17 protein-coding genes are annotated in these 16,578 nt (G+C 39.3%); 9 read left to right on the top strand and 8 right to left on the bottom strand.

Going from position 1 to position 16,578, the window contains the following annotated elements; all coding sequences use genetic code 11:
- The first annotated feature begins 203 nt into the window (after positions 1-203).
- The 6 genes from CEF22_RS16780 to CEF22_RS16755 all read left to right on the top strand — a co-directional run bounded on the left by CEF22_RS16780 (position 204) and on the right by CEF22_RS16755 (position 5,566).
- Entirely contained in the window at positions 204-554 is a 351-nt protein-coding gene (locus tag CEF22_RS16780; protein WP_100403755.1) for a lmo0954 family membrane protein, read from the top strand.
- A gap of 23 nt (positions 555-577) precedes the next feature.
- Entirely contained in the window at positions 578-1,240 is a 663-nt protein-coding gene (locus CEF22_RS16775) for a PspA/IM30 family protein (RefSeq protein WP_100404058.1), read from the top strand.
- An 87-nt stretch (positions 1,241-1,327) separates the two neighbouring features.
- On the top strand, positions 1,328-2,071 hold the full coding sequence (gene liaF / locus CEF22_RS16770; protein ID WP_100403754.1) for a cell wall-active antibiotics response protein LiaF: 744 nt from the start codon (positions 1,328-1,330) through the stop codon (positions 2,069-2,071).
- Positions 2,068-3,120, top strand: a complete 1,053-nt coding sequence (locus CEF22_RS16765) for a sensor histidine kinase (protein ID WP_100403753.1) — start codon at positions 2,068-2,070, stop codon at positions 3,118-3,120. Before liaF ends, CEF22_RS16765 begins: the two co-directional genes overlap by 4 nt.
- On the top strand, positions 3,117-3,749 hold the full coding sequence (locus CEF22_RS16760; RefSeq protein WP_095479665.1) for a response regulator transcription factor: 633 nt from the start codon (positions 3,117-3,119) through the stop codon (positions 3,747-3,749). The genes CEF22_RS16765 and CEF22_RS16760 overlap by 4 nt, the downstream gene beginning before the upstream one ends.
- A 290-nt stretch (positions 3,750-4,039) precedes the next feature.
- On the top strand, positions 4,040-5,566 hold the full coding sequence (locus tag CEF22_RS16755; RefSeq protein ID WP_442857378.1) for an aldehyde dehydrogenase family protein: 1,527 nt from the start codon (positions 4,040-4,042) through the stop codon (positions 5,564-5,566).
- A gap of 41 nt (positions 5,567-5,607) precedes the next feature.
- On the opposite strand, the gene CEF22_RS16750 is transcribed toward CEF22_RS16755, so the two are convergent.
- Positions 5,608-6,801: a CdaR family transcriptional regulator gene (locus tag CEF22_RS16750; RefSeq protein WP_100403752.1), complete on the bottom strand. Its 1,194-nt coding sequence runs from the start codon at positions 6,799-6,801 to the stop codon at positions 5,608-5,610.
- A 150-nt stretch (positions 6,802-6,951) separates the two neighbouring features.
- Between CEF22_RS16750 and CEF22_RS16745 the strand changes: the two genes are divergently transcribed.
- Positions 6,952-8,643 (top strand): thiamine pyrophosphate-dependent enzyme, encoded by a 1,692-nt coding sequence (locus CEF22_RS16745; RefSeq protein ID WP_100403751.1) that lies wholly within the window; start codon positions 6,952-6,954, stop codon positions 8,641-8,643.
- Here the strand turns inward: CEF22_RS16745 and CEF22_RS18625 are convergent.
- Positions 8,597-8,761: a hypothetical protein gene (locus CEF22_RS18625; RefSeq protein WP_157843261.1), complete on the bottom strand. Its 165-nt coding sequence runs from the start codon at positions 8,759-8,761 to the stop codon at positions 8,597-8,599. The two genes, CEF22_RS16745 and CEF22_RS18625, sit on opposite strands and share 47 nt — an antisense overlap.
- 206 nt (positions 8,762-8,967) lie before the next feature.
- On the opposite strand from CEF22_RS18625, the gene CEF22_RS16740 reads away from it, so the two are divergent.
- Positions 8,968-9,267 (top strand): rhodanese-like domain-containing protein, encoded by a 300-nt coding sequence (locus tag CEF22_RS16740; protein WP_100403750.1) that lies wholly within the window; start codon positions 8,968-8,970, stop codon positions 9,265-9,267.
- Positions 9,268-9,311: 44 nt separating this feature from the next.
- Here the strand turns inward: CEF22_RS16740 and CEF22_RS16735 are convergent, their stop codons facing one another.
- The 6 genes from CEF22_RS16735 to CEF22_RS16710 form a co-directional block, all read right to left on the bottom strand.
- A complete protein-coding gene (locus CEF22_RS16735; RefSeq protein ID WP_100403749.1) occupies positions 9,312-10,088 on the bottom strand; it encodes an HAD family hydrolase in 777 nt (258 codons plus the stop codon).
- Between the two features lie 95 nt (positions 10,089-10,183).
- Positions 10,184-10,735: a helix-turn-helix domain-containing protein gene (locus CEF22_RS16730; RefSeq protein ID WP_100403748.1), complete on the bottom strand. Its 552-nt coding sequence runs from the start codon at positions 10,733-10,735 to the stop codon at positions 10,184-10,186.
- A gap of 189 nt (positions 10,736-10,924) precedes the next feature.
- Entirely contained in the window at positions 10,925-11,332 is a 408-nt protein-coding gene (locus tag CEF22_RS16725; protein ID WP_100403747.1) for a CBS domain-containing protein, read from the bottom strand.
- Positions 11,333-11,474: 142 nt separating this feature from the next.
- Positions 11,475-12,956, bottom strand: a complete 1,482-nt coding sequence (locus CEF22_RS16720) for a sodium/proline symporter (RefSeq protein ID WP_100403746.1) — start codon at positions 12,954-12,956, stop codon at positions 11,475-11,477.
- A gap of 37 nt (positions 12,957-12,993) precedes the next feature.
- Positions 12,994-13,959, bottom strand: coding sequence for an ornithine cyclodeaminase family protein (locus tag CEF22_RS16715; protein ID WP_100403745.1), 966 nt, complete (start codon positions 13,957-13,959; stop codon positions 12,994-12,996).
- Positions 13,960-13,989: 30 nt separating this feature from the next.
- On the bottom strand, positions 13,990-15,150 hold the full coding sequence (locus CEF22_RS16710; protein ID WP_100403744.1) for an NAD(P)/FAD-dependent oxidoreductase: 1,161 nt from the start codon (positions 15,148-15,150) through the stop codon (positions 13,990-13,992).
- 178 nt (positions 15,151-15,328) lie between these two features.
- On the opposite strand from CEF22_RS16710, the gene CEF22_RS16705 reads away from it, so the two are divergent.
- Positions 15,329-16,552 (top strand): CdaR family transcriptional regulator, encoded by a 1,224-nt coding sequence (locus CEF22_RS16705; RefSeq protein ID WP_100403743.1) that lies wholly within the window; start codon positions 15,329-15,331, stop codon positions 16,550-16,552.
- The last annotated feature ends 26 nt before the right edge of the window (positions 16,553-16,578 follow it).

The raw sequence follows: 16,578 nt of genomic DNA, 5'->3' as shown, positions 1-16,578 counted from the left end.
ACAAGTCACTTCAAAAACGGAATGAATCAAGCATTAATCCTCTACATTGATAGGGGTTTTTTTATTTATAGACGTGGATCATTCCAGTCCATAAGCTTTTCTCGGTCTCAAGTCTGAGTGAAAGTTCCATCCCCGGCTCGTTATGAAAAGGATGAATCGACGGTAAGATATAAACAAGATCATGAAAGGAGAGGAAATAGTAAATGAAAAAGGTGATGTTGTTTTGTATAGGTGGACTAGCTGCCATCATCGCAGGTGCCAGTCTAGGACCTGTCATTGCCCTAGCGATCTGTGCGGGAATTATGTATGTTGCATGGATGCAGTTTCAGAAGCCGTCTTCTAAATTGATAAAAGGATTTTGGGGATTAGCTGGAATCACAGCGTTTTTTGTGGCTGTTGGGAATGTTCCTGCTCTTCTAGGCATTGGTGCCCTAGCTGTTCTGTACCTAGTTTACAAAAAGTGGAATGAAGATGGCGCAGAGCCTGTAAAAGTTCAGGAAGAGAATGATCCATTTGTTAACTTTGAAAGAGAATGGAAGCAATTAACGAAATAATTGATAAAGAAGGAGAGACTGAAATGACAAATATTTTTACTAAATTAAGAAGAACTGTAGAAGCGACATTGTTTGAATTTGTGGATGAGAAAGAGAAAAAGAATCCGATTGCTATGCTTAATCAATACTTACGTGAGGCACAAAAAGAAACAGAGAAAGTTGTTAAGCTGTTAGAACGTCAACAATTATTGAAACAGGAGCTTGAACGCGAACTTCGAAATGCTCGTCACTTAGAAGAAAGAAGAAGTAAACAAGCGACTGTTGCTGGACAAGCTGGTGAAGTAGAGCTGGAGGCGTTTGCCAAACGTGAAGCTGAAGTGTACAAGGACCGTGTAGCACATTTAGAGGCATCGATTGATCTTGTACAACAACAGCTAATTACTCTCGAGAGCAAGGCGGAAGAGATGAAGCATAAGTTGAAAGATATGAATGTTCGTCGTTTAGAATTGATGGGTCGCGAAAATGTGGCTAGAGCTAATCATAGTATGAACAAGCTATTAGATGAGACGAATGAAGTGAATCGCCCATTTGGCCGCTTTGAAGAACTTGAGATTTATATAGATAACTTAGAACATAAGGTGAATCGCCGCTATGAAACGTCTATGATGGATGTTCGCTTAGCAGAACTTGAACGCCAAGCGCGTCAAGTAGAAAAGAACGCACAGTTAGATCAAAATGTGCTATGATTTATTACTGAAGAAGGTAAAACAAACTCGCATTGGCGGGTTTGTTTTACTTAATAAACTCTCGTATTTCGAGAAAGGAGGAAAAGTATGTCGTCACTCAAACGGACAGATATGCTGACTGTATTTTTACTTTCGGCTTTACTAATGATTTTAATTGAGGCAACCTTTTTTAATGTAGAAATTGTCTTTTCCCTCTTTTTCGGAATAGCGATGCTCTACTTTGGTAGAAGGTGGAGAAAAAACTGGTTTGGTCGACTATTGTTTTGGTTTGGAATCTTCTTAATGTTTATTTTAGGCATAAACATGAGTAGTTTAAGGATGCTGGTGATTGCAGCAGTCGTTTATATGCTGTACCGTGTCATCCAATCGAAAAAACACCCGACAGAAATCACGCTCACTTCTGAAAGTATTCCGTCTATAGAGATGGAATCCGGCCAATCGATGAATCATCCATTTATGAAAAGTCGCTTATTTTCTGTTCAATCTACGCCAGAACAACCTTACGAATGGAAAGATATTCATATTCAAGGTGGACTTGGTGACATTCATATTGATGTAAGCAATACGGTATTACCTAAAGGAACAGCTGTTATCTCAATTAGACAGGCGATAGGTAAAGTGAAAATTGATGTACCTTATGAGACACCAATCCGTATTCGCTATGCAGCTTTAGCCGGAAATGCTTGTTTATTTCAACGTTTTCCAACCTCGGTTTGGAATGATACTTTTTACTATGAAGATCAACGTCAAGTAGAGCAAGAAGGAGCAGAAAGTGTCGTTGTAATTCTTGTATCTACGCTGTTTGGGGACTTGGAGGTGAACCGGGTATGAATATATTTGCCAAGCAATTTCGGCAAGTTTTTTTCGTCATCATGGTCATCTCGCTGATTCTTCTTTCCGCTTTTGTTGTTAGCTTTCCGCAGCCGAATTGGGAAGTGTATATTGAGAAAAAAATATTTGACTTTCCTTTTGCTGTCTTTCTTGTTGTGGCTATTATTAGTAGCGCTTTTTTCTTCAGTTTGCTGTATGGCTGGTTACAATGGTCGGCTTTTAAAAATCTAGAGGAGCGGATTGATCTATTAATAACGGGTAAGGATGCGGATAGTGAGAAAACAAAGCTAACAGCTGAATTTGTGAGCATCGAACAGAAATTTCAGCAATTAGAGCAGACGATAGCAGAGCAAAAGCTGGCAGCTCGGCGACTCGTATTGGAGAAAACGGAAAGCCAAGAAAGTCTTATTGAAGAGATGGTTTCTCAAGAAAGACAACGTCTCGCGCGTGAACTACACGACTCCGTTTCTCAACAGTTATTCGCTGCTTCAATGATGATGTCGGCGGTGAACGAGAATAGAGAATCTCATAATCCGATCGAGACGAAGCAGCTGGCGATGGTAGAAGAAATGATTCAGCAATCCCAATTAGAAATGAGAGCATTACTTCTACATTTACGCCCTGTTCCTCTAAACGGGAAATCGCTTAAGGAAGGTATTGATGAGCTGTTAGTGGAGCTCTCTCAAAAAGTGCCTCTTTCTATTCATTGGACGGTAGAAGAAATTGATATGGATCGAGGGATGGAAGATCATTTGTTTCGCATCATTCAAGAGTCTATTTCAAACACATTGCGTCATGCGAAAGCGAACCGTTTAGATGTATTGAACGTTTGGCGCGATGATTTTGTTATTTTACGAATCAGTGATGACGGTGTCGGTTTTGACGTTAAAACAGGTAAAGCAGGCTCTTACGGTTTGCAAAATATGCATGAACGAGCAGTTGAAATTGGTGGAACATTGAAAATTATTTCACTGCCGTCAAAAGGGACAAAGCTAGAAGTAAAAGTCCCGCTTAAGCAAATAGAAAATGAGGAGGGGAGTCATGGATGATCAAGGTGCTTCTTGTAGATGATCATGAAATGGTTCGTATCGGTGTATCAGCGTATTTAATGGCTCAGCCTGATATAGAAGTAGTGGCGGAAGCGGAAAACGGAGAGGTTGCTGTAGAAAAGGCACTTCAGTTTAAGCCGGATATTATTTTAATGGATCTTGTCATGCCAAAGTTAGATGGGATTGAAGCAACGAAACAAATCATCAAACAATGGCCGGAAGCAAGAATCATTATTGTTACGAGTTTTTTGGACGATGAAAAAGTATACCCAGCGTTAGAAGCAGGTGCGATCAGCTACCTTTTAAAGACATCGAAAGCAAACGTTATTGCTGAGGCCATTCGTAAAACATATGAGGGGGAGCCTGTGCTTGAGCCGGAAGTGACAGGGAAGATGATGAAGCGGATGCGCCAAGGGCAAAAAGTACCCCTCCATGAAGAACTGACAGAACGGGAGCGGGAAGTGCTTCTACTAGTTGCTCAAGGAAAAGCTAATCAGGACATTGCGGATGAGCTCTTTATTTCTTTGAAAACCGTAAAGACGCACGTCAGCAATATTTTATCGAAGCTTGAAGTTCAAGACCGAACGCAAGCGGTGATCTATGCCTTTCAAAATGGACTTGTAAAATAATCATTTTTTAATCATAGTAAAAAGGGAGCGTCTCGTAAGTTGAGGCGCTCCCTTCTTTGTTTAGCTAAAAAATTTTAATCTTTTTTGATTCTTCCTGCATCGGATAATGCTTTTTTTAGCAGTAATTCTTCGATTTGTGAAAAATAAACAGATTCCCCCACTTAAATAGACGGAATTTTTGTGCAATAAATCCATGGTTTATGAGAAGAAAAGCAGATAAAGTTAAAGTATGAAAACGATGACCCTAATCTTGAATGGATGATTTCCAATAACGGAAGGGAGATTTTTATATGAAAAACGAAACGATGACTGAAAATATTCAAAGTGGAATGAAAGTGAAGCAGTATGTCAACTTTATTGATGGTGAGTGGATTGCATCGGAATCAGGGCAGTTTAAACAAAATACGAATCCTGTGAATGGGGAAGTGCTTGGTGAAGTCGCTCAGTCTACGAAAGTGGATGTCAATCAAGCGGTAGCGGCGGCGAAACGGGCACAAAAGGAATGGCGGAATGTGCCTGCTCCTGAACGTGCAGATGTATTGTATAAAGTCGCTTTTTTATTGAAAGAACGGAAAGAAGAATTGGCGCAGATTTTGACGAAGGAAATGGGCAAAGTGATTGCTGAGGCGCGAGGCGAGGTTCAGGAAGCGATTGATATGGCTTATTACATGGCGGGAGAAGGTCGTCGTTTATTTGGGGATACCGTTCCATCAGAGCTTCGTAATAAGTTTGCAATGAGTATTCGCGTTCCTGTCGGTGTGGCTGGCCTGATTACACCGTGGAATTTCCCGATTGCGATTGCGGCATGGAAGTCACTCCCGGCACTCGTGTCTGGTAATGCTGTCGTTTGGAAACCAGCATCAGAAACGCCGATATTAGCCGGCGAATTTGTCAAAATCTATGAAGAAGCGGGTCTCCCGAAAGGCCTGGTTAATCTTGTTCATGGGTCTGGTAGTGTCGTAGGGAATGCGATGGTCGATCATCCCGATATTGATCTTATCTCTTTCACTGGTTCTAATGAAGTAGGGAAGACGATTAATGCCCGTGCTGGTGGGATGTTGAAGCGGACTTCTCTTGAAATGGGCGGGAAAAATGCCGTCACCGTTCTTGAAGATGCCGATTTAGATTTAGCGGTTGATGGGATTGTTTGGAGTGCATTTGGAACGAGTGGACAGCGATGTACAGCTTGTAGTCGGATTATTGTTCATGAAGCGGTGAAAGAAGAATTAGAAAAGAAATTGCTAGAGAAGATCGCGACATTAAAGCTTGGTGATGGCCTTGATGAATCCATTGATGTTGGTCCAGTCATTAATCGTTCTTCTCTTGAGAAAATTGATGAATATGTCCAAATTGGCAAGAAAGAAGGGGCAAAATTACTTTGTGGCGGGGAAGTGGTTACAAAGGATGACCTTGATAAAGGAAACTTCTACGCTCCTACATTATTTACCGATGTCCAATCGGATATGAGAATTGCTCAAGAAGAAATTTTTGGACCAGTGGCCTCCATTATTGCAGTGAAAAGCTTAGAGGAAGCGATTGAAGTGAATAACAGTGTCGAATTCGGTTTATCTAGTTCGATCTTTACTGCCAATGTCAATCGAGCTTTCCAAGCAATGAGAGATTTAGATACAGGAATTGTGTACATTAATGCTGGCACAACGGGAGCGGAAATTCACTTGCCGTTCGGGGGAACGAAAGGAACAGGGAATGGACATCGTGATTCAGGTGTGGCCTCCTTGGATGTATACACAGAATGGAAGTCTGTCTATGTAGATTACAGTGGCAAAATTCAAAGAGCTCAAATTGATAACTATTAACAATAGAAAACAGCCCTCGCCAAAACAGAGCAAGGGCTGTTCTATGTACCTTCATCTTTTCTATGCTCATAGCAAGAAATGGCAAGGTGAAGCAGCATACAATCGTTAAACTGACTCGTATTCAATTGAGTCAGTTCTGTAATTTTTTCTAACCTGTAAATAATGGTGTTGCGATGAACATATAGCTTTCTAGCTGTCTCGCTTAAATTCAAATTGTATTGGCAGTATTTGATGAAAGTGGAAGACAGCATATCGTAGTGATCATGTTCGCTTAAAGGCTGTATTAAAGCAAGTAAAGTTTGTTGAAGTTCAGGTGTGATTTCTTTAGGTAGCAACTCAAATGTAGTGTTTTTTTCATTATAAATATAAATCCCAGATTGCAACGCTTTGTTTCGACCTAAATTCATCGCTTTTTCCGCTTGACGAAAGGAATGAGAAATACCACTAACTCCTTGTTGGATATCTCCAACGGCTAGAGAGGCGGATAAATCATATTTAATAGATAAGAAATTCGTTAATTTATCAAGCTTTTGTTGTAAAGAAGAACGTAAGGCAGCATAAGCCTCTTTTGTCTTTACTGGTTTCACAACGATTACTTTCTCCATGCCGATAAAGGAGATAATATCCTCCTTAGATTCATGAAAGATTAATTGAATATAATCGATTACATCTCGCTGAAAGTAAGGGAAGGAGTAGGGAGTATTTCGTATCGGCTGTTTGGAAGTGGGCTGATGAATATCAATTAATACGCAGCAACGATTGATATCTGGATTATAGCCAAGAGTTTTGGCGTATTGAGTGACGCGCTCTTGCTGTTCATCTGTATCATAATGAATCAATTGTTGGATGAAGACTTCAATCATTTTTGATTCTAATTCTTTCATTTCTTTTCTGAAGGCTTCTTGACACATCATTTCGACTTGATTTTTGACGAGATGAACGTATTTTTCAACTTCTTGTGGATCTCCTACGATGCCGAGAACACCAATCGTTTTATTGTTAAAAACAATCGGAACGGACACGCCGGGAAGAATTTGTTTAACAATCTCATTTTTGCAATTAATCAACCCTTTTTTGCGAATCACTTCTAGTGAAGGTTGATGAAAGATTCCCAATCTATTTCTGTCAGTGGAGCCAATAATGTAGCCTTCGTTATCTGTGATGCTAATCGGATAGTTTAAAATAGCGCTCGTTTTTTCAGCTATATCTTGAGCAATATGTTCTAAGATCTTCATATATTTCAATCACTCCTTCTGTTTTAGAACATAGAGAAGCCTAGACAAAGAAGAAAAATAGTTAGCCAAATTATAACATAAGTTTAAAGTTGATTAACTGATTATTAACAATATTTTTATAATCGTTTTTTAGAAAGAGGGGAATGAAAGATGGGTATTTTATCAGGGGGGCAAGCGATTGTTGAAGTGCTACAAAAGGAAGGAGTAACGAAAGCCTTTTGTGTGCCAGGTGAAAGCTATTTAGGGGTCATTGATGCCCTTTATGAGCATAAGGAGATTCAGTTAATTTCTACACGCCATGAAGGAGGGGCCTCATTTATGGCTGAAGCGTATGCGAAAGCATCTGGGAAGGTCGGGGTTTGTATGGCAACAAGAGGGCCAGGAGCGGCTAATCTCTCTATCGGTTTGCACACAGCGATGCAAGATTCTACACCAGTAGTGGCATTAATTGGCCAAGTGGAACGACCATTTAAAGGGAGGGAGGCTTTTCAAGAGGTCGAGTTTACCGCACTTTTCAGCCATCTATGTAAATGGACCGTCGAAATTGAGACGGTGGAGCGGATTCCAGAACTGCTTCATCGTGCCTTTTATATCGCGAGATCGGGAAGACCAGGGCCGGTTGTTGTTTCTTTGCCACATGATATGCTAGAAGATACTACCGAATACATCGAGCGTTCTATCTATAAAGAAAGTGTACCTCTTCCAGATGAAAGAGCGGTCGCAGAAGCATTATCAAAAATCAAAGCAGCCAAACGGCCAGTGCTAATTGCTGGAGGGGGAGTAACGAGGACGAAATCGGCTCAATTACTGACGGAGTTTGCGGAAGCGTTACACATTCCCGTTGTAACAGCTTTTCGACGCTTTGATGCGTTTCCGAATAGTCATCCATGCTATGCTGGCTGGCTCGGGTTTGGCTCTTCACCTGACTTGCTACAATATATTAAACAAGCGGATGTGGTCATAGCGTTAGGAACCCGTTTTTCACAAGTGACGACTCAAGATTATTCCTTGCTTGGGGATCAAACAGAACTGATTCACATTGATATTTCAGCTGATGAGATCGGAAAGGTATACCCTCCAAGTATCGGCATAGTAGCTGATGCTAAACAGTTTTTGTTGTCGGCCTTCAATCAATTAGAGAGAGTCGATCATCCTGATAGAGAACAAATGGTCAAAGAATTACACGCGAAGTACGTCAAGTTTTCTTCTGTTGCTAAAGAATACGCGACAGAGTATGTCGATATGGATGGAATGATGCATGACGTCATTCATCGGTTACCAAAGGATACGGTCATTACGAGTGATGCAGGAAACTTTTTTGGGTGGTTATCGCGATACTATCGCTTTGAGCAAGAAACGACGTATATCGGACCAATTTCTGGAGCGATGGGGTACGGGCTTCCGGCGGCGATTGGTTCAAAGGTGGCTTTGCCTCATCAAACGGTCGTTTCTTTCTCAGGAGATGGTGGGTTTATGATGACGATGCAGGAGCTCGAGACGGCTGTGCGTTACAATATTGCGATCATTGCTATTATTGTCAATAACAATATGTACGGCACGATTCGGATGCATCAAGAAAAACATTTTCCTGATCGAGTCATTGCGACTGAATTGTCCAATGCCAATTTTGCCGAGATGGCTAAACTGTTTGGTTGTTACGGTGAACAAGTGGCGAAAAATGAAGACTTTTTACCGGCATTAGACAGAGCCATGGCTAGTGGTCGACCGGCTGTCATTGAAGTGTTAACGAATCCAGAGATTTTGTCTGTGAATCAATCAAAGACAGTTAAAGTGGTTAGCAGACATCTGTCATCGAGCGAATCAACGTACGAATCATCTTAACAAACATTCGGAGTGGCCAAATGAGTAATTCCCAAAGACCAAAATCTAATATCGTGGCACCGACTTCGGTTGCCACTTCTTGGCGTTCTTTTTTCTTGTCTGTCTTTTTCTTGTCCAAGTTTTATCACTCTTTCAAAAGTAGTTATCTTCTTATACGGACAGAATAGGTGAAAAGTTCCTTCATAATTATGACAAAATGTTACACGTGAAACATGTCGAATATTTAGATTGTAAAAAATTTAAATAGTTGACATACCTTTAGGGGTATATTATGATGGAGATACAAAACAAATACCCTGTATGGTATTAAAGGAGGCGGAAAGGATGTTTTCTGAAGTATTACCAACTGAAGCACAAAAAATGTTACAAGAAAATAAACAATTAGTCGTTGTGGATGTAAGAGAAGCAGGGGAAGTTGCAGGCGGAACAATTCCTGGAGCGATTAATATTCCATTAGGTCAAGTGTTAACTAGAATAAATGAGTTCGATTCAAACAAAGAGTATTTGATGATTTGTCGCAGTGGCAACCGCAGCTCTCTAGCTTGTGAGTGGCTATCTAGCAAAGGGTTTCAAGTAACTAATTTACTTGGTGGTATGATGAGCTGGGATGGACCGGTAGAGTAAACAAAAAAAGCGCCTTCCATAGAGGAAGAGCGCTTTTTTGCTGTTTAAATGATATTCAACAATTCTTGCAATCTATTAACTGTATAAGTAGGTTTAGCTCCATCTACTTGTTTGCCATCTCCATGGTCAATCCAAACAGAGTCCATTTCCACTCGTGTTGCTCCTAAAATATCAGTGCTTAAATTGTCGCCCACCATTAATGCTTCTTGAGGTGATAGCTCCATTAATCTTAACGCATGTTCAAAAATCACAGGATCGGGCTTACCAAAGCCAACATTTCCAGAAATAACAATGTGCTCAAAATAAGGAACAAGTTCAGGAGTCATTGTTAGCTTTTCTAATTGTAACGATGGGGCACCGTTTGTTAAAAGTAAGAGACGGTAGCCTTTCTCTTTTAATTCATCCAGTACTTGGAAAGTCTCTTCATACACAAAAGGAGACTCACGACGAACTTCACGGAATCGTTCTTTTGCCCAAGCAGCAGCCGTTTCAATGCCTACTTTCTTTAAGCCATTTTCCCATGATTTCAGTTGGTAATCGCTAATTTGCTCTCCCATTCGGCGAAATTGATAATGATGGACATCACCGAAATCCCCCCATAGACCTTCAAATGGATTGATACCAATTTGAACAGTGATTGGGAAAAAAGAATAGGTTTCATATTGTTCGCGAGCCGCTGCTCTCACATGCTCTTCAATCGTTTTCGCTTCGATGTCGTATTTTTCCGCTAACTCTTGGCAAGTAACATCAAAAGCGGTTTGAATACTTTTGCGATCGTTTAATAATGTGTCGTCTAAATCAAAAAAAATGGCTTTCTTCATTTGATAAACTCCCTCATTTAATAGTGATGAGGAATGTATTCGACAAAACTAAACAAAATCCTTCTGAAAACAAGTTGGAAAGTAATGAGAGATCATTAATTAAAAGAAGCTGCGTTCTTTTTTCGTTTAAACAAGGAGAAGAAAGATGAAAGGTGGTAAACAGGTATGTCTCGTTTCACTTGCTTATTTTGCATACTAGTTAACAATAAACGATCTCGAATTTCGATATTTTTATGTTCCATGCTTTCGATCTTTTCCTGCATCCATCGTTGGTATTGAGCTAGTTCTTTGACTAATTGTTTATTGACGTCAATTAACGTTTGCTGTTGTTCTTCAAGGTGAGCAATTTTTGCTGACAATGGTTCGCTATGTGCGATAGGTTCTTCGTTCACTGGTGCAGGAACCACTTCTTGTTGCTGTTTGACAGCTAGTTCTACTGCTGCATCCATAGACATATTTTGCTCTTGCACAGCCTTAAACACACGTTGCATCGTAATAATATCCTTTTGATAAAACACGCGGGAGTTATTGATGCCCCTATCAAAATGGTAACCTGCGGCTTCTAAAGCTAGTGAATACTTCCGTAAAGTGCTAGCTCCGACTGCTAAGCTTTTGGCGACCTCTGAACTGAAATAAGCCTGTTCCATCCTTCATCCCTCCGCATAAAGATAATGGTTTAACAACTAGACTGTCTCCGTATTTTCTCCGTTTGTAACAAATTCCATACGAAATAGCAAACTCCTTTCACTAGTTTTGTTGACTAGTTAGTAGTTTTGTCGAGGAGCTTCGGCTAATAATAAAGAAGACTAACGCGATGGTCAGTCCTCTTCTTTTCGTTAAAAGTTTTTGGAAATGTTGCTTAAGGCAGAACCAGCACTTTCGTTCGCTTGCTCTCTAACTGATAAATCACCGAGAGACACAATGCCAGCTATCTGTCCGTTTTCCACGACCGGTAGTCTACGGATTTGGTGCTGGGCCATAAGGGCAGCAGCTTCTTCTAAAGATGCATCTGGAGAAACTGAGACGACATTATTAGACATAACGTCTGAAACCATGTTACCTTGCTGGTTTGCTAATCCGCGTATCACTAAATCACGGTCGGTTACCATTCCAACTACTTGTCCATTATTGACGACTGGAATAGCCCCAACATTTAAAGACTCCATTTTGCTTGCAGCGGCTTCCATTGAATCTTGACTAGTACAGCAAGCTACATTTCTAGACATAATTTCGCGTACTTTCATCCTCGCACCTCCAAAAAGAATTCAAGCTTATTTTGTTCTAAAAAATGATTGTTATACTTTTGGGTATTAAAAGGTTTGTGAACAGACATTAAAAGATGCAAGCCTTACCTAATCGGTTAAGACTTGCATTTTCAGTGGAATCTTAAATGACTTCTGTTGGAGCACTGTCGTCTTTTATAGAGTTCTCTTGTTTGATGGATTTTTTCTCTGGAAACAAAAGGCTAAACACTATACCGAAAAAGGCCGCGATTAAAAAAGTGGTAACTCGTGATGTCATGATTTCTTCAAGAGGGGTAGAGATCCAAATGGCTGTACTTACAAATCCGGCAATGATCGTAGCGATCACACCGATGCCAGAATAGCGTTTCCAAAAGAAGGTTAAGATTATTGCTGGGGATAACGTACATCCGACACCTGCCCATGCCCAACCTACTACGATATATACTAATGACTTTGAAGTTAAGGCAATAACCAAGCCTAATATTCCTGCGGTAATAATAGTTACTCGAGAAATGGTCACTAGCTGTTTTTCAGTTAATTTTTTGCCGAGTGCATGGTGGACAATATCTTCGCTAACAGAGCTAGTAATGACTAAAAGTTGGGAGTCCGCAGTGGAGATGATAGCTGCTAAAATACCAGCAAGTAGGAGACCTCCTATCCAAGGTGGTAGTAAATCTAAAATCATAAAGGGTAAAATAGTTTCTACATCTGCAAAATTTTGTCCTTGATATAAAGTGAGAGCTGTAATCCCTATTAAAAATGCCCCGCCATAAGCTAAAAATGTCCAGACAATAGCTACAATACTAGCAGTCTTTGCTTCTTTATCATTTTTTAATGCCATGAATCGAGCACTAAGTTGTGGCTGCCCGCCTAAAAAACCAAAGAACCAAGAGAAGTTATTGAAAAGCAACAAACCAAGAGCAAATCCAATCGTTCCTCCTGTCCAAGAATCCATAGAGGTTCCTGATGTAGCTAAGGCGTGGCTGATTGAAAGGTCTGCTGCATTAATGTGAAAAAGGGCTACAATGGGAAGAACGACTAATGTGATCAGCATCATAATACTTTGAATCATATCTGTCCAGACAACGGCTACGAAACCACCAAGGTATGAAAGGGTTATTACGATAATAATACTCAAAATAGCACCGACTGTCGTATTAATATTAAAAACAGCAAATAATGTTTTTCCTGCACCGGCAATTTGAGCTCCAAAATAAAACATCATAAAGCTGACAATGAGGATCGTAGACATCCAAAGAATAATTTTGGAATGGCTTTCAAATCGTTTAGCTAAGTAGCCGGGCAATGTGATCGCTTTGTACTCTTCGGCTTCTTTCATAAAACGTTTGGCTAGAAATAACCATGAACAGATGATGCCAGAAGAAATTCCGACAGCTACCCATACTCCTGACAATCCTGTAGCAAAAACGAATCCTGTATAACCTAATAGTAGCCAAGCAGATTCACCTGTGGCTCTTTCAGAAAAAGCTAATGCCCAGCCTGGTAGTTTTTTTCCGCCTAGTAGGAAATCAGAGTGCTTCAAATCCCGACGACTAAATATATAGCCTACAACAAGCATAAGTACACAATAAATAATGAATTCGATCATGACAATGCTATTCACTTTTCATCATCCCCTTTAGGATTTTAGATTGGTTTATTTAAAGAGCGATCTTTTGTCCAATACCTTTTTGGATGGCTTTATAATAGATAGTTTCAGCTGTGACGACATCAAATAATGCACTGCCTGTGGACTTGAAAATGGTTGGTTTCTCTGGATCAATCATTGGTTTGATTTTCCCAGTGATCACTTGAGAGAAGGGCCTCACTTGCGATTCATTAATCCATTGGTTTTGAATAGGATCAATAATATCTCCAGATTCGAGGTGGGCATCTTGTGTGTCAATGAAGATAGAAGCGGTCTCTTTAAATAATTCGTCAGGAAGTTCTCGCATGTGAGGTTGAAAAGATCCAATACCGATGATCAATTTACCGTTATAGATCGTCGAACGGTTGGGTAAAACAGGGGTTTCTGATGTGGTGGCGGTAATGATTATATCTGATCGTTCCACCACTTTATCTAGTTTGTTCTCGGTGTGAATTCGAATATGGGGAGAAATTCTTTGTTTTAAGTCTTTTGAAAATACAGCCGCTTTTTCACGAGTCCGATTATATAAGTAAATATCTTGAATATCTCGTTCATGACAGGCAGCTAACAATTGATAAAGTCCTTGGACACCAGTTCCTATCAGTCCAACACTATGGGTATATGGAGCAGCCAAATGGCGAATAGCCGCTCCTCCGATTGCCCCAGTTCTTAAATTAGTTAAAAGTGTCCCGTTGAGCATGGCTTTTGCTTCGCCTGTTTCTCCGTCGGCAAGTAACATCAATCCTTGAGTCACAGGCAGGTTATTATTATTAGGGAAAACGCTTACAATTTTAGTTCCTAAAAAGTGATTAGCTACACAAGGCATAAGTAGAAAGGTGTCGCTATTTAATGATATGTGAGTTCTTGTATTCATTTGAAATGCTTGTTGTTCATAGAGGTGATAGGCTTGTTCAATGGAGTCTATCATTTCTCCAATACATATGGTATTATTCATATCTTTCTCACTAATGATTAACAAGAGAATAGACCTCCTTTGAAGAGTAGTATTTTATACGATAGCTTGTTCTAAGATCAGATCGTTTTCAGCGAATCTCTCCACTCGCAATGGAGTTAAGTCGATGTTTTCGTACTGGCCTTTATATATTAATTCAGCTAAGCCTAAACCAACAGCAGGGGCTTGCTGCATACCATGTCCGCTAAATCCAAGTGCTAAGTAATAGCCATTCATCAAGGGGTGCTCGCCAATAATGGCATTTTGATCAACTGTATTAAAATCGTATAATCCAGCCCATCCTGATTTCAATTTAATGGTCTCAAAGTTAGGAATACGATGAGCGAGTACAGGCCATAGCTCTTCGAAGTAAGATCGTTTCCATGTAAAATCGATTCCGGGTTTTATATCTTCTGAAAATCCAGCAATGATTTTTTCACCTTCATGGCGAAAGTAAACTCCTGTAGGATCAACTGTTAATGGAAGAGGTTTAGCTAAAGGGGTTGCCACATCAAATTGGAAAATTTGTCTTTTTAATGGAACAACGGGTAGTGGAAGACCAATCTTTTCGCTTAAATAAGCTCCCCACGCACCAGCACAATTAATCACAGTATTTGCTCTATATTCTTTTCCATCTGTCAAACGAACTCCTATGACGTGATCATTTTCAGTTAAAATAAGATCGACCTCTTTTGAAATATACTCCGCTCCTAGCTGTTGAGCCTTTTTTCGATAGCCTTGCATAACAGAGTATGGATCTAAATAGCCGTCTTCTCCACAGTAAAGCCCTCCAGCAAGGTCTTCAATCTCTATTTCAGGAATAATTCGACGTAACTCCAAAGCGGATAGTAGCTGAGACGGAACCCCTAATTGATGTTGTAACTCTTTTTGTTGTTCAATTGCCGGGAGCATTTCTTTAGTTGCTAGAAATAAATACCCTCTTTGTTGGAAATTAATTTCGGCTCTTTCATTGTCTATCGCCATTTCATCTGGGAATTGCTTGTATTGTTGTAGACTGAAGCGGCTTAATTTGATATTAATAGCTGTCGTAAATAATTGTCGGATACCCCCAGCACTTCGAGGGGTAGAAGCGTATTCATAAACGGGGTCTTTTTCAAAAACAATAATTTTTCCTTCAAATCCACTTTTCCTCAAGAAGTAAGCTGTACTTGATCCCATGACTCCTCCGCCAACAATAATAATATCCGCTTGTTGCAAATGAACCCCTCCTAAAGGTAATTGATGGGTGTAACTCTTTCAAGGTAATTACAATTATAGTGAGAATTGAGGATGAGACAATGGGCGATCTGCACAAAATTCTGATATGATAAAATATATAGAATATTCAATTAAATTAAAAAAGAGGAAAAATTTAATTGTAGATTGAGGTGGATACATGAAGTTTCTTGAGCAAATTGCCCAATCGATTGTAGAACGGACTTCTTCAGTGTTAGAAGTTCCTATGAGTATTACGGATAAGAAAGGAACCATCATTGGTTGCAATGACATCAAGCGTATTGGTTCTCATCATGTTGTCACAAAAGAAGTAATTCAAGCTGGAAAGTCTATTGTTTTTACTCCAGAAAAAGTAATTCATAGAAAGAATGTACTACCAGGTATTGCAACACCTATTTGTTTTCAACAGCAGATCATTGGAGTTTTAGGGATTATTGGTGATCCAGAAAAGATTGAGAAATATGTGCAATTTGTACGAAATCATGTAGAGATGTTACTGCAGGAAGCTTTTCGTGCAGAATCATTTTTTCTAGAGATGAAAACAACAGAAGTATTTGTTCAACATTTAATTCATTACAAAGAATGGGATCAACAAAGGGAAGAAGTTTTGGTTAATTATAGTGAAATGTTAGGGTTTCATTTTGATCTTTCTCGGCTTTGTATATTGATAGATATTCCCTTTTTTGAAGCACAAAAAAATAAGCAAACAGTTACTTTTTCTCAGTATGATTTATTTCAAATGGTTAGCCATTTATTTAAAGATCATGCGGAAGATATCATTTGTCCGATTAACCAAGATCAATGGATGATTATTAAATTTATGAGTACATTTGATTCTTACAAAATTAAAGAAAGATGTGAGCGTGCGGTCAAAAAATTAAAGCATTTTAATAATAATAATAATATTGCGGGCAAAGTATCAATTTCTTATGGAAATATTTATAAAGGTTTTGCGGGAGTCAGTCAATCTTATCAACAAGCATTAAATGCATTAGTAATGGGGAAAGAAAAGAAGGCTGAAGAATCGGTATATGCTTTTGATGATTGGAAAATATTATTGGATACACTTGTTAAGGAAATTAATCCATTATTTTCTGATACTTTACATGAATATATAAAAAAATTATTAGCTCATTCGAACGCTCAGGTTCTTATCAAAACGTTTCTTTTGTACTGTGAGCAAGATTTAAATGTAAGCAAGGCAGCTAGGAAGTTATATATCCATCGCAATACATTAATGTATCGACTCAATCAATTGAGTGAAATTTTATGTATAAACGTTCAATCATTTGAACAATGTATGTTGTTGTATTTAGCATTGAAACAATGTGCTCACGTGAAAAAAACAGCAGGAAGGGTTACAGCAATGGGCTCCATTTTATAATCTATATCAATTTTCCAAAATATGAA

The sequence above is a fragment of the Bacillus sp. FJAT-42315 genome (assembly GCF_002797375.1).
Taxonomy (GTDB): domain Bacteria; phylum Bacillota; class Bacilli; order Bacillales; family Domibacillaceae; genus Bacillus_CE.
The sequence above is the reverse complement of the archived record's forward strand: the minus strand, read 5'-3'. Positions and strand labels throughout refer to the sequence as shown.

Excerpts from the sequence above, each read along its gene's own strand:
- CEF22_RS16780 (WP_100403755.1), top strand. The coding sequence starts at position 204 with ATGAAAAAGGTGATGTTGTTTTGTATAGGTGGACTAGCTGCCATCATC.
- CEF22_RS16775 (WP_100404058.1), top strand. The coding sequence starts at position 578 with ATGACAAATATTTTTACTAAATTAAGAAGAACTGTAGAAGCGACATTG.
- liaF (WP_100403754.1), top strand. The coding sequence starts at position 1,328 with ATGTCGTCACTCAAACGGACAGATATGCTGACTGTATTTTTACTTTCG.
- CEF22_RS16765 (WP_100403753.1), top strand. The coding sequence starts at position 2,068 with ATGAATATATTTGCCAAGCAATTTCGGCAAGTTTTTTTCGTCATCATG.
- CEF22_RS16760 (WP_095479665.1), top strand. The coding sequence starts at position 3,117 with ATGATCAAGGTGCTTCTTGTAGATGATCATGAAATGGTTCGTATCGGT.
- CEF22_RS16755 (WP_442857378.1), top strand. The coding sequence starts at position 4,040 with ATGAAAAACGAAACGATGACTGAAAATATTCAAAGTGGAATGAAAGTG.
- CEF22_RS16750 (WP_100403752.1), bottom strand. The coding sequence starts at position 6,801 with ATGAAGATCTTAGAACATATTGCTCAAGATATAGCTGAAAAAACGAGC.
- CEF22_RS16745 (WP_100403751.1), top strand. The coding sequence starts at position 6,952 with ATGGGTATTTTATCAGGGGGGCAAGCGATTGTTGAAGTGCTACAAAAG.
- CEF22_RS16740 (WP_100403750.1), top strand. The coding sequence starts at position 8,968 with ATGTTTTCTGAAGTATTACCAACTGAAGCACAAAAAATGTTACAAGAA.
- CEF22_RS16735 (WP_100403749.1), bottom strand. The coding sequence starts at position 10,088 with ATGAAGAAAGCCATTTTTTTTGATTTAGACGACACATTATTAAACGAT.
- CEF22_RS16730 (WP_100403748.1), bottom strand. The coding sequence starts at position 10,735 with ATGGAACAGGCTTATTTCAGTTCAGAGGTCGCCAAAAGCTTAGCAGTC.
- CEF22_RS16725 (WP_100403747.1), bottom strand. The coding sequence starts at position 11,332 with ATGAAAGTACGCGAAATTATGTCTAGAAATGTAGCTTGCTGTACTAGT.
- CEF22_RS16705 (WP_100403743.1), top strand. The coding sequence starts at position 15,329 with ATGAAGTTTCTTGAGCAAATTGCCCAATCGATTGTAGAACGGACTTCT.